This is a genomic window from Geomicrobium sp. JCM 19037 (genome assembly GCF_000698105.1).
Taxonomy (GTDB): Bacteria; Bacillota; Bacilli; order Bacillales; family Marinococcaceae; genus Geomicrobium_A.
The window spans coordinates 14,819-28,194 of the sequence record NZ_BAWZ01000011.1; the positions used below are offsets into that span (position 1 = coordinate 14,819).

Consider the following 13,376-nt stretch of genomic DNA (forward strand, 5'->3'; position numbering starts at 1 on the left):
GAACTCGATATATATTGAGTGTACACTTTTATTCCTCTTTAAAAAAGTTAGAATTATATGTGAAAGATGTGGAGGGGAATAAAATGAGTGGATCTGCTCGAATACGTGTTATCCAAGTTGCATTAATAACTGCGATCGCTTTATTTGGAGATGCGATGCTATTTATTGTACTGCCATTATATTATTCACAATTTGGGCTCACGGCTTTGTGGCAAATTGGGCTTTTGCTTTCCATTAATCGCTTAATTCGTCTTCCATTAAACCACTGGTTGCCTGGTTTTACCGGCGCTTTTCATTACGTACAGGCTTACTTATTGCGATGATTCTTGCAAGCCTCACAACCTTTTCCTACGGAGTGTTTCCGATTTTCTGGGTGCTGTTTATTGCCAGAATGCTCTGGGGTGTTGCCTGGTCATTGCTAAGAATGGGGGGGTTCCTCACCATAATTGAAGTGAGTTCTGATGATAATCGCGGAAAGCACGTTGGCATGTACAACGGTCTATGGGGGATTGGTGGACTTGTTGGAATGCTGGCAGGGGGTTTACTTGCAGACCAGATGTCAATTATGCCGATCACGACGGTGTTTGCTTTATGTGCTGCCGCGTGTATCCCGGTTGTTTGGCGAGTAATTCCTAACGTACTTATTACGAATGACGATTCAAAACAGGCGGTTACAAATGACAAATTTTCATTCACCTCGTACCATACAATCATTTTATTAACGAGCCTCGGTATGGGTTTTTTGATTATGGGATTGTTCGCATCCACGTTAAGCCCACTAATTGAAACCTACTATATTGAGGAATTGACCGTACTAGGGGTTGTGATTGGGGCGGCTACCGTTGCAGGCGTTCTGCAAGCGGTTCGTTGGAGTTGGGACCCCTTTGTTGCTCCGCTCGTCGGAAAGTGGATGGACCGACTGGAGCACTCACACTACTTATTATTTGTGCCTCTATCGGGGGGAGCGATCGTTTTCTTTTTAATTGGATGGACGAGTGAGCTGTATCTCTTGCTTTTGTTGCTCGTTGTATTTCAATTAATTTCGACGTTTTTTTTCGACCACGGTCGATACCATTGCAACAGAAGCGGCTTCAAAGACGGACAGGGTGAAATTTATGATGTGGCATACCATTATGGTAGACACTGGTGCAGCGGTAGGTCCTTTATTATCTTATTTACTGCTCTCGACATTTGATGGATCACTATCCATCGTTTACTTTATCGCAAGTGTCATATTCCTAGCATACACATGCGTTTGGGCATACGCCGCAAAAAAGATCAAAACAAAGCGAACATAATCGCGTATTCTACTATTGAAAGGAGGAGAGACGGTGCAAACCATCACTCAGCAAAGCGTTGCGTATATTGAAGAGAACTTGCTACAACCGATCACCTTGGAAACCGTTGCCATTGAAATGGGCTATTCTAAGTACCACTTTCATCGGACGTTTGTTCGAGAAGTTGGCATGAGTGCTACAGAGTACATTAAACATCGCCGACTTGTTCTCGCTGCTCACCAACTCCTCTATACAGAAGAGAGAATTATTGATATTGCACTTAATAGTTATTTTGAGAGTCAAGAAGCATTTACAAGAGCATTTAAAAAGTACTATTCCCTTCCTCCTGGAAAATATCGAAGTCTTTTCGTACAGAAAAAAGGAGATGAGCCAATGACCAATTCAGAAATTAAAGGGTGGTTCCTTAGCGGATCTCACCCCCATTTATACAAACTTACAGCGGATCAGGAGGTCGTTCATTACGGAAGCCAGAGTGTTCGGCTTGAATCAAAGGAAGCCTTAGGAGAAGAGTGCTTCGCAACGATTATGCAACAGTTTAAAGCGAAGCAGTTTATCGGCAAAAGAATGAAGTTTACGGGGTTCGTCAAAACAGAACAAGTGGAACAGTCTTGTGGATTGTGGATGAGAGTTGATGGGACTTCTCAAGATATTCTCCAATTCGATAACATGCACAATCGCCCAATTACAGGCACGACGGAGTGGAACTACTATACGATCATTTTAGATATTCCTGATGACAGTTCAATCATCTCAATCGGTCTTTTGTTATCTGGAAAAGGGAGAGTATGGGTGGATCATCTTTCTTTTGAAGAAGTGGACGATAACACCCCTTCTACAAATATGGATCCTGAAGCAGAGCTTGCCTCTGAACCTATGAACCTTTCTTTTGAGGAGGTTTGACGATGAAGAGAAAAAGGAAATCAGACCCACATTCACAATCGGTTTTCATTGATTTTTTTTTTGAAATTATTTTGTACGTGCCGCGGTTGATCAGGCGCCTCTTTAAAGAGATTTTTTAATACAAGAATGTACGTAGACTTCTAGTCTTGAGCCGTTTCTTGTCGCCAGTTAAGAGAATAGATTGTATAGAACGATATTTTCTTTTTTAAGGAGAATTCTGATGACCAAGATATTCATTGATCCAGGTCATGGAGGTCATGATCCAGGCGCTCAAGGAAACGGTCTCACGGAAAAAGTACTTGTTTTGCAAATCGGTCTACGCGTTCGAGATATTTTGCTTTCAGAATATGAGAATGTGGACGTTGCAATGAGTCGTACAACCGATGTGTTTGTTGAACTCTCTGAGCGTGCAAATCGTGCTGTTCGCTTTGGCGCAGACGGGTTTGTATCCATCCACTTAAATGCTTACGTTGCTTCAGCAAACGGTACAGAAACATTTATGCACAACAACTCCAACTTGCCTAGTCTGAGAAATCAACTGCATCAAAATATATTGTCGGAGATTCGTCGATACGGCACAGTAACTGACAGGGGATTAAAGTCTGCAAACTTTGCAGTTCTTCGGGGAACGTACCAGTCGATGAAAACCGCTCTCACTGAATCATTATTTATTACCAATGCTAGAGATGCCGCTCTACTTAAACGTTCAGAAGTCATTGAAGCGATAGCTAGAGGGCATGTGAACGGTATTGCGGCTGAGTTTAACCTATCAAAAATAACGGCAAAAGAGGAGGAGCAGTTTGTGAATTTAAATGATGCTCTGTTTGCAAGTAACATTGAGGCCATCCGCAGATTGGTTCGGCGACATGGTGTAGGGGATATGTCACAAAGGCTAGAAAACGGCACATTACCGTATGAAGACTTGATAGGCACTTTGATTAAAGCAATGGACGCTCCGGCACCTACTTCGGTTGCGCCCGCACATCAAGAAGCATGGCAAAAAGCGACGAGCCAAGGTATTCTAAATGGCGAACGACCAAAAGAACCCGTCTCCCGCGAGCAACTTGCAACCGTGTTAGATCGTACCGGCAACTTAGATTAATTGCTGATCCGTACCTCAAGTGAGGTACGGATTTTTTCCTTTGATTACGTGATACGGTGAATGGACCAAACGACACCGGAAGAAGAACCTGCACCAATATTCAAATTGATATTCAAGCCATTGGATACATAAAACAGACCAATTACGTCACCTGCATTTAAGTTCACATCTGCCGTTAAGTTCACACCCCCGTTACCGAGAATCGTTCGTAATGTTAATAGTAGAAGAATATTGACGTTTAATACCGGAAACAACCCTGAAGCAATAACTGTCGGTGTTGGAGAGATTCTTTCAAGAGTGAATGCTGGGTTAACTCCAGCCCCGAGCTGAACCGATATAGCGGCAGTCGTTTGATAATTAATCATCGCCTTAATCGAATAACGACCTGAAGTTGGAACTGTGTAATTCCCAGTCGTAGGATCAAACCCAGTGTCTGTATAAAAAGGAGCTGGCGTAATCCAATTTCCCAATTGACCGGCCGCGCTAAGCGTTGCAGGCGTTCGTTGTGCAGAAAACCCTTGTAACGATACATTCGGACCAGTACTACCCGTTGGGCCTGTTGACCCTGAAGGACCCGTAGGTCCAGTGGACCAGTTGCACCAGTAGCTCCCCTCGTGCCAGTGGCCCCAGATGGTCCGGTAGTTCCTGTTGGACCCGTACCGCCAGTAGCCCCTGTTATGCCGGTGATTCCGGTACTCCCAGTCGAACCTGTAGAGCCAGTAACACCTGTTGATCCAGTCGGTCCAATAGGTCCGGTAGCGCCAGTGGGTCCTGTAGCACCCGAAGGTCCGGTGGCACCGGTGCTACCCGTTGCTCCAGTATTGCCAGTCGAGCCGCTAGGTCCGGCAACTCCGGAAGCGCCAGTGATTCCAGTACTACCTGTATTTCCGGAGGGACCGCTAGGTCCAGTAATTCCAGTAGCTCCAGTAACACCTGTTGAACCAGTAACCCCAGTAGGACCTGTATTTCCAGTCGTTCCTGTAATCCCCGTAGGACCAGTTGTGCCAGTGTTCCCGGTACTGCCGGTTAAGCCGCTAGGCCCGGTGACACCAGTGACACCGGTAGTGCCCGTTGCTCCAGTAACCCCCGTAGCACCTGTAGGGCCAATGGCGCCTGTAACCCCAGTCACACCACTACTCCCGGTAGGACCTATTGCGCCAGTAACGCCGGTATTGCCAGTACTTCCAGTGATACCCGTAGGTCCGGTAATTCCAGTAGCCCCGGTGTTTCCTGTTGATCCTGAAGGACCAGTAGCGCCCGTAGGACCTGTGAATCCTGTGTTCCCGGTAGGCCCCGTTGCTCCAGTATTGCCAGTTGAGCCAGTAGGTCCGGTAACTCCGGTAGCTCCTGTGATTCCAGTACTGCCTGAAGGACCAGTGGCACCTGTGGTGCCCGTTGCTCCAGTAGCACCCGTAGCACCTGTAGCCGATGGCGCCAGTAACCCCAGTCACACCACTACTCCCGGTAGGACCTATTGCGCCAGTAACGCCGGTATTGCCAGTACTTCCAGTGACACCTGTAGCCCCGATTGCTCCTGTATTTCCAGTTGGACCGCTAGGTCCAGTAGGTCCAGTGGCGCCACCACTCCCGGTAGGGCCGGTAGTACCTGTGCTTCCAGTAGGTCCAGTAACTCCAGTAGGACCAGTGTTCCCGGTGCTGCCCGTTATGCCTGAAGTGCCAGTGACACCTGTGATTCCCGTTGCTCCAGTATTACCAGTCAAGCCAATAGGTCCGGTAACTCCTGTAGCTCCAGTGATTCCAGTACTGCCTGAAGGACCGGTATCACCCGTGGGTCCTGTAGCCCCTGAAGGTCCCGACGCACCGGTAACTCCAGCATCCCCAGTACTGCCTGTAGCGCCAGTTGGACCTGTGACACCAGTTGCACCAGGTAAGCCAGTAGAACCTGTAAATCCCGTTATACCCGTGGGCCCGGTTGCTCCAGTAGTTCCGGTTGAACCACTAGGTCCAGTGCACCGGTGATTCCTGAAGCTCCAGTACTGCCAGTTGAGCCAGTAGGTCCGGTGGCACCAGTCGCTCCAATAATTCCGGTGCTGCCTGAAGGACCGGTGACACCAGTGGCACCTGTGGTGCCCGTTGCTCCAGTAGGGCCGATGGTGCCAGTAACCCCAGTCACACCACTACTCCCGGTAGGACCTGTTGGGCCAGAAACCCCGGTATTGCCAGTACTTCCAGTGTTACCTGTAGCCCCGATTGCTCCTGTATTTCCAGTTGGACCGCTAGGTCCAGTAGGTCCAGTGGCGCCACCACTCCCGGTAGCCGGTAGTACCTGTGCTTCCAGTAGGTCCAGTAGGTCCGGTAACCCCAGTAGGACCAGTGTTCCCGGTGCTGCCCGTTATGCCTGAAGTACCAGTGACACCTGTGATTCCCGTTGCTCCAGTATTACCAGTCAAGCCACTAGGTCCGGTAACTCCTGTAGCTCCAGTGATTCCAGTACTGCCTGTAGCGCCAGTTGGACCTGTGACACCAGTTGCACCAGGTAAGCCAGTAGAACCTGTAAGTCCCGTTATACCCGTGGACCCGGTTGCTCCAGTAGTTCCGGTTGAACCACTAGGTCCAGTGGCACCGGTGATTCCTGAAGCTCCAGTACTGCCAGTTGAGCCAGTAGGTCCGATAACCCCTGTAACACCAGTAATTCCTGTGGCTCCAGTGCTTCCAGTATTGCCAGTTGCCCCAGTAATTCCTGTTGCTCCAGTATTGCCCGTTAAGCCACTAGGTCCGGTGGCACCAGTCGCTCCAATAATTCCAGTACTGCCTGAAGGTCCAGTAGCACCGGTGCTGCCTGTAGCTCCAGTCGGTCCTGTAACTCCAGTCACACCACTACTCCCAGTAGGCCCTATTGCGCCAGTAACCCCGGTATTGCCAGTACTTCCAGTGTTACCTGTAGCCCCGATTGCTCCTGTATTTCCAGTTGGACCGCTAGGTCCAGTAGGTCCAGTGGCGCCACCACTCCCGGTAGTGCCGGTAGTACCTGTGCTTCCAGTAGAGCCAGTAGGTCCGGTAACCCCAGTAACTCCAGATGGTCCTGTAACACCTGTTGGACCAGTTAAGCCGGTCGGTCCAGTGTTACCTGCAGTGCCAGTATTACCTGTAGCTCCAGTAATTCCAGTACTGCCTGAAGGACCGGTATCACCCGTGGGTCCTGTAGTCCCTGAAGGTCCCGACGCACCGGTAACTCCAGTAGCCCCAGTACTGCCTGTAGTGCCAGTTGGACCTGTGACACCAGTTGCACCAGGTAAGCCAGTAGAACCTGTAAATCCCGTTATACCCGTGGGCCCGGTTGCTCCAGTAGTTCCGGTTGAACCACTAGGTCCAGTGGCACCGGTGGTACCTGTGATTCCTGAAGCCCCAGTACTGCCAGTTGAGCCAGTCGGTCCGATAACCCCTGTAACACCAGTAGGACCAGTAATTCCGGTACTGCCTGAAGGTCCAGTAGTGCCCGTAGTGCCCGTGGTCCTGTAGCCCCTGAAGATCCCGTCACACCGGTGGTGCCGGTTGCACCGGTAACGCCAGTAGGCCCTGTATTTCCCGTTGCTCCAGCATTGCCGGTCGAGCCACTAGGTCCGGTAACGCCAGTAACCCCAGTAACCCCGATAGGCCCTGTATTTCCAGTCGTTCCTGTGTTCCCCGTAGCACCAGTTGAGCCAGAAGGACCAGTGCTGCCCGTCGCTCCAGTACTACCTGTAATGCCAGTAGGGCCAGTGAATCCCGCTACACCCGTAGCCCCGGTTGCTCCAGTATTTCCAGTTGAACCGCTAGGTCCAGTGGCGCCAGTACTCCCTGTAGGCCCGGTGGTACCTATGATTCCTGTTGCACCGGTGTTGCCAGTTGAGCCAGTGGGTCCGGTTACACCTGAGGGTCCAGTAGCTCCAGTGATCCCTGTCACACCACTACTCCCAGTAGGACCTATCGCGCCAGTAACGCCGGTATTACCAGTGCTTCCCGTGTTACCTGTAGCCCCCGTTGCTCCTGTATCTCCAGTTAAGCCACTAGGTCCTGTAACCCCAGTGGACCCAGCAGCCCCAGTATTCCCAGTAGGGCCAGTGCTTCCAGTATTTCCTGTTGATCCTGTAGCCCCTGTATTTCCCGTAGCTCCATTCGCTCCTGTAGGACCAGTGACACCAGTAGCTCCTGGAGGCCGGTGGTACCAGTGAATCCCGTTACACCTGAAGGACCAGTAGCTCCTGTATTTCCAGTTGAACCGCTAGGACCTATAGCGCCAGTACTCCCAGTAGCGCCTGGAGGACCAGTTAAACCAGTCGGACCCGTATCCCCAGAGACCCCCGTCGCGCCTGTTGTTCCTGTACTTCCAGTTATGCCAGTAACCCCAGTAACGCCCGTTGATCCGGTTACACCCGTATCCCCAGTTGCTCCTGTATCTCCAGTTGAACCGCTAGGTCCAGTGGCGCCAGTACTCCCTGTAGGCCCGGTGGTACCTATGATTCCTGTTGCACCGGTGTTACCAGTAGAGCCCGTAGGTCCGGTACTTCCAGTAGGCCCTGTATTTCCTGTTGATCCTGAAGGTCCCGTAGCCCTGTATTGCCCGTTATTCCTGTGTTCCCCGTAGATCCCGCCGCACCTGAAGGCCCAGTAACTCCAGTAGCCCCTGTCGATCCAGATGCACCAGTACCGCCAGTAGCACCAGTGATTCCGGGAGCCCCAGTGTTACCTGTAGTACCAGTTGATCCAGTAGGCCCTGTATTTCCCGTGTTACCTGCGAGTCCAGTAACACCGGTACTGCCCGTCACGCCAGTGCTTCCAGTCAAACCTGTTGCCCCCGTAGCCCCAGTACTGCCTGTAGCCCAGTGGGACCAGTCACACTAGTCAATCCAGTCCCTGGCGGCCCCGTTGGTCCAGTAGCACCTGGAACCCCTTGAGGTCCTGCTAGTCCTTGTCTTCCTGGTCGGCCAAGTGGCCCTGTAGCACCAGTAGCTCCCGTATTTCCTGTTGGCCCAGTTACTGTAACCCCATTAGGAGGCATTGATGAAGTATATAGAGACTGAATAAGTTGATTGTTTATGTGAATGCCACTCAGGCGATTTTTGCGATTTCCGTTCCGCAAATGATCCCATTCCGAGTTGGGTCTCAATGATGTCTCCTCCTCCATGAGTGTTTTCTATTGTGTATGCAATAAGTGTAGAAAACGTTAGAAAAGTCCATCATATTACCGACGTTGACAATCATCACTAACGTACATATACTGGAACTAATTCTACGAAAAGGAGGAAAGTTATATTATGTTTTTACCCAGACTACGCTTCCCGACATTGAACAAGTAATGGAATCGTTCAATGACTCTGCACTCCGCAGGGTAAACGGGATAAGTCTGTCATTTTATAACTTCTTCTATCGATGAGTTGGGCGGATTTTTCTGCTCTTCTCTTTTTTTGTACAGACTTTCTTCTCACTCTGACGGATCAGAGCAAACGGAGGAAGAGAGAATGGAAAAAGTAACGATTGAATTAGAAAACATCCAAATGTCGTATTTGGATCGTGTTGTACTTGATATACAAAAGCTGTCTGTCCATCAGTTTGATCGGATTGGAATTGTCGGAACCAATGGAAGTGGCAAAAGCACACTCTTAAAGTTAATGAGTCGCGAAGTTACACCAAGCAGGGGAAAAGTAATTAGTCATACAGACGCTAGTGTATTTCCGCAATTGGACAGTGAAAGTAATGCGGCGGCAGATGCTGAATGGCTCGGACGATTATCTGTCCCTAGTCACGACCAACTTAGCGGTGGAGAAGAGACGAGAAGAAAGCTCGCTCAAACATTCTCGGTCTATAAAGAGGTGTTGCTTTTGGATGAACCAACAACACATTTGGACCGTGAAGGTGTGCGCTTTGTCATTGATGAATTGAAGTACTATTATGGTGCTTTCGTTTTGGTTAGCCATGACCGTGACGTATTAGATGAATTGGTTACAAAGATATGGGAAGTCGATCAGGGGCGAGTGACGGTCTATACCGGCAATTACTCGGACTACAAACAACAGAAAGAGCTGGAGAACAAACAGCAAGCCAATCAATATGATAAATATTTAAAAGATAAGGAACGACTTCAAAGATCAGCACAAGAAAAAATGAGAAAAGCGAGTGATGTTACAAAGGGAAGTAAAGGCACGCCAAACGCCAATCGCATGTTTATGACAAAAGAAAAAGGAAGCAGTCAAAAGGCGATGGCGAAAGCTGCAAAAGCAATTGAACAGCGAATGGATCAATTAGAAGAAGTCCAAGCTCCAGAGCAAGCACAACGCATTCGCTTTCATACTCCTGAAGTGTTGGAATTACACAATAAAGTGCCCATTATGGCAGACCGAGCAACCATTCGAGCAGGAAATCGAATCCTAGTAAAGGATGTTAGTTTTCAACTACCTTTAGGAAAAACAATCGCCTTTACAGGTGCCAATGGTGCAGGGAAGTCAACGCTTTTGCACCATATTGCAAACGATCAAGCTGGCGTGATATTGTCACCGAAAGTCGTAATCGGCCGGTATGAGCAGATGGCTTATCATTTCGAGAGTGATGAAACTGTCATTGATTGGATTCGAAATCAATCAGATTACGAAGAACCACAAATTCGTGCAGTGCTGTCCTCAATGGGTTTTCAAGGGAATGATATACAGAAATCAGTCAATCAACTTAGTGGTGGAGAAGCCATTCGCCTTGTTTTGAGTGAACGATTTTTAGGAAGCTATAACGTGCTCATCTTAGATGAACCAACGACTTTTCTTGATGTGCAAAGCATTGAAGCACTCGAAGAAATGATCGCTAAATACAAGGGAACTGTTCTTATTGTGTCTCATGACAAGCGATTTTTAGAGGGTGTTTCGGACCTGATCTATGAGATTAAAGATGGTAGATTAACACGTACAAAGTAGAGAAAGTTAGAGCCTCTTGTTGTTAAAGCAAGAGGCTCCTTAAGGAAAAAAGGCCCAAAGCAAATCTATAGCTTTTACCGATTTCAGTTAATTCTATTAAATGAGATAATAATAAAAATGCAGAGGGGTGAACCTATGAAAAAGTTCTATTATTTATGTGGTGCTGCTGCGCTATTTTTATCAAGCCCATCGTTGTCGTTGTCTGCTGAAAATGGAAATGTTCCAGAGGCAAATGATGAGAAGTCTCGTATTTTGCTTGTAGAGAATGAGGTAGATGATCAAGCAATGTCTACACAAGAAAGTCGTGGAAATTACACCGATCAAGCTTGAACTTTATCGAGTCAAATCAAGATGTGCTCGGTATTGCAGAGCCTGATCAGGAATTAGAATTAATTGAAGAAACCGAAGACGAACACGGCATGACGCATATTCGCTACCAGCAAGTCGTAAATGGTGTTCCCGTTGAAGGACATCAATTACTCGTTCATTTCAACGCCGATGGCACAATGAGTAGTGTAAATGGCAATTACCATGAGGCGCAATCGGCCGTATCAACGAGTGCTGTTCATCTGTCTACAGAAGATGCGGTCAATGAGGCAAAACATCATGTAGATGCTCCTGACCACCTTGAATATAAACCTACAGCAGAATTGATCATGTATCCAATGGGGGATGAACTTGTTACCGTATATAAAGTAAACATAAACTTCATGGGCGAGGAGCCAGGGGATTGGCATGTGTTTGTGAACGCAGAAAATGGAGAGATCGTTGATCGTTACAATACGATCGGTCATCTCGCCGAAGACGCAGGCTTAGAAGTGGAAGACATATCACCTGCCCCTGTAGAAGAAAATCCGCTCATGCAAATCCGACAGCTTCCAGAAGACATTGACCGAAGTGATTTTGGGCCTATGCACGGGTCCGGTTTTGGTGTGCTCGGCGATTATCGAGTACTAAATATGGCGTATAAGATTTCTGACATTCCTCAAGGTACATTTAAGCTGTATGATTGGACGCGGCCGGACTTTGAGGGCATTTACACATATGATATGAAGAACCAATTTCCTTCTAGTGGCTTCGGGCTGCCGGGAGACCCATTTACAAACGATACCGCAGGGTTTAATTCAAGTTACGATGCACCGGGGGTGGACGCACATTACAACTCTTTGAGGGTGTATGAATATTATCTAGAAGAGCACGGTCGGAATTCTCTAGACGATGAAGGAGCACCCTCATTTCAACGGCCAATTACGGGGATAACTTCAATAACGCATTTTGGAACGGTAGACAGATGGCCTATGGGAATGGAGATGGACAGCAATTCATTCCATTATCAGCAGGCTAGATGTTGCCGCTCATGAAATTACACATGGCGTCATTACGAACACCGCCAACTTGATGTATCGTTTTGAGTCTGGCGCAGTCAACGAATCCATCGCCGATATTTTCGGGGTATTAGTGGATGACTCCAGCTGGGATATTGGCGATGATATTATCGGGGAAGCGTGGCTTGCTGAGGGTAGAACAGCGCTTAGAAGCTTAGAAGAACCAGGGAAATTCCCAGTTAACGATGCGTACGTTGAGTATGGGAATGGTTCAGGAGTCTTCCCTGCACACATGGATGAATTCTATGATATGCCCATTCAGGTTGATAATGGAGGTGTGCACGTCAACTCATCCATCATTAATCATGCAGCATTTCTCATCGGCGATGATATCGGACGTGAAGCATTAGGAAATATCGTATACCGAGCACTCACCGTTTACCTTACACCAATTTCAAACTTCGACGATACCCGATTCGCATTTGTGCAATCAGCAGTCGACCTTTACGGTGAAGGAAGCGAGGAAGCAACATCAACTAGAAACGGCTTCGACGGTGTTGGGATTTACGAAGAATAACTAAGTTGAGAAGTGATAAAAACCAGCTCGAGTCCGACTCGAGCTGGTTTTTATATATGTCTTACAATTAATAAATAATTTGTAAATATATAGTGTAATTGATAACGATTACGGGTACGGAAGAATGAAGCAATATGTCTGAATAAAGAGGTGGATCATGATATGAGAAAGAGTGTAATGATCGTCACTTTAACAATTGTACTTATTTTGTTGTCCGTTTTAATTTTGAGAGAAAGTTCTGTAACAACAATTGGTGAAGAGATTAACGCGGGAGAACTCAATGAAATTGCCTACATATATTTACAGGATGAGTCGGGTGAGATGAAGTACACGTACATTACTGACGAATCTAGCATTCGTCAGTTTAGTGATGAATTATTTGAAATTTCTATTATAAGCACAAATACGCCTATAGATGCATCCAATATTCAATATTGGGTTGAAGTCCATTCCCAAGTTGAAGAATTATTTACGTTATCGTTGACTAGTAATGCTCTGAAAATAAGTGATCCTAACTTGCAGAATGATCTTACGAGCATTTCAACCAGATATTATGAGTTAGCAAATGTGGAGGATATTGATTTTATTAACAACATGGAACTTGACTTTAGGGAACTTGAATAATGAATTTTAAGATCCATCAACTCAGGCTCAATTCATGGTGTAAGTGCAAATTAAAAGAGTTCTAATAATCGAAAGAACAACAAAAGGAAGAGTAATTTGTATATGTTGAGCGTTGGAATTATCTGGTTTGCCGTGTTCTTGCTCAATTTTCATTACATGCAGATAATCGTATTCGAGAACACCCCACTCTTCTTGGCTATACAACTACTCCTGTAGTCACAAAAATTAATTTTTGAGGCAGCTGGTTGAGCGAAATTAATCATCCTTGATCAGGATTGTCACTCAAACGTTGCCAGTAATCACAATAAGAAGTATATGAAACATTTGGTGACGTAAAGTGCTCTGGTTTAGGAGCAACTTGCCACATAAATGAGTCAAAGAGTGACGGTCATTGTCCATTATGATAACCACGAAGCATGCAGTTCACGCCTTTTTATAAATGAGTGAAATCCATAAGCTTTTCACGTGAATAAAGAGAAGCGACATAATTCATGCCATCCACTACTAGAAATATGTGTGATCACGGCAGTTTTAATAGCAAAATGTATAAAGAGCAATTGTCACCTAGACAAGGTCCACATAACAATTGATTACTGATATAGACGCTTACAATATGTATCCCTGTTAGTTTTCATGTTTTTGGTAAACCCT

The 13,376-nt window shown here is 47.0% G+C and carries 9 protein-coding genes and 3 pseudogenes; 9 read left to right on the forward strand and 3 right to left on the reverse strand.

Annotation, left to right across the window (positions count from 1 at the left end; all coding sequences use genetic code 11):
* Positions 1–83 precede the first annotated feature (83 nt).
* The 4 genes from JCM19037_RS22455 (at position 84) to JCM19037_RS08095 (ending at position 3,300) form a co-directional block, all read left to right on the forward strand.
* Positions 84–323, forward strand: a complete 240-nt coding sequence (locus JCM19037_RS22455; RefSeq protein WP_152548991.1) for a hypothetical protein — start codon at positions 84–86, stop codon at positions 321–323.
* Entirely contained in the window at positions 320–1,195 is an 876-nt protein-coding gene (locus JCM19037_RS08085; protein WP_052363693.1) for an MFS transporter, read from the forward strand. The genes JCM19037_RS22455 and JCM19037_RS08085 overlap by 4 nt, the downstream gene beginning before the upstream one ends.
* 136 nt (positions 1,196–1,331) lie before the next feature.
* Positions 1,332–2,198 carry a helix-turn-helix transcriptional regulator gene (locus JCM19037_RS08090; protein ID WP_238544614.1) on the forward strand — a complete coding sequence of 289 codons (867 nt, stop codon included), beginning with the start codon at positions 1,332–1,334 and terminating at the stop codon, positions 2,196–2,198.
* Positions 2,199–2,418: 220 nt separating this feature from the next.
* Complete coding sequence (locus JCM19037_RS08095) at positions 2,419–3,300, forward strand: N-acetylmuramoyl-L-alanine amidase (protein WP_042399787.1); 882 nt, start codon at positions 2,419–2,421, stop codon at positions 3,298–3,300.
* Positions 3,301–3,344: 44 nt separating this feature from the next.
* Here the strand turns inward: JCM19037_RS08095 and JCM19037_RS25020 are convergent, their stop codons facing one another.
* The 3 genes and pseudogenes from JCM19037_RS25020 to JCM19037_RS29965 form a co-directional block, all read right to left on the reverse strand.
* Complete coding sequence (locus JCM19037_RS25020; RefSeq protein WP_373900581.1) at positions 3,345–3,770, reverse strand: hypothetical protein; 426 nt, start codon at positions 3,768–3,770, stop codon at positions 3,345–3,347.
* A 320-nt stretch (positions 3,771–4,090) separates the two neighbouring features.
* Positions 4,091–7,138: pseudogene (locus tag JCM19037_RS29960) on the reverse strand (hypothetical protein); the annotation flags it as partial.
* Between the two features lie 161 nt (positions 7,139–7,299).
* Positions 7,300–8,299, reverse strand: a pseudogene (locus tag JCM19037_RS29965) (hypothetical protein).
* Between the two features lie 460 nt (positions 8,300–8,759).
* Between JCM19037_RS29965 and JCM19037_RS08130 the strand changes: the two are divergent.
* The 5 genes and pseudogenes from JCM19037_RS08130 to JCM19037_RS08145 all read left to right on the forward strand — a co-directional run bounded on the left by JCM19037_RS08130 (position 8,760) and on the right by JCM19037_RS08145 (position 12,725).
* Positions 8,760–10,199 (forward strand): Msr family ABC-F type ribosomal protection protein, encoded by a 1,440-nt coding sequence (locus tag JCM19037_RS08130; RefSeq protein WP_042399790.1) that lies wholly within the window; start codon positions 8,760–8,762, stop codon positions 10,197–10,199.
* A 135-nt stretch (positions 10,200–10,334) separates the two neighbouring features.
* Entirely contained in the window at positions 10,335–10,529 is a 195-nt protein-coding gene (locus JCM19037_RS08135; protein WP_042399792.1) for a hypothetical protein, read from the forward strand.
* Between the two features lie 23 nt (positions 10,530–10,552).
* Positions 10,553–11,544: pseudogene (locus JCM19037_RS27025) on the forward strand (M4 family metallopeptidase).
* 53 nt (positions 11,545–11,597) lie between these two features.
* Positions 11,598–12,101 carry a M4 family metallopeptidase gene (locus JCM19037_RS27030; protein WP_052363700.1) on the forward strand — a complete coding sequence of 168 codons (504 nt, stop codon included), beginning with the start codon at positions 11,598–11,600 and terminating at the stop codon, positions 12,099–12,101.
* Between the two features lie 162 nt (positions 12,102–12,263).
* Positions 12,264–12,725 carry a hypothetical protein gene (locus JCM19037_RS08145; protein ID WP_042399795.1) on the forward strand — a complete coding sequence of 154 codons (462 nt, stop codon included), beginning with the start codon at positions 12,264–12,266 and terminating at the stop codon, positions 12,723–12,725.
* Positions 12,726–13,376: the final 651 nt, after the last annotated feature.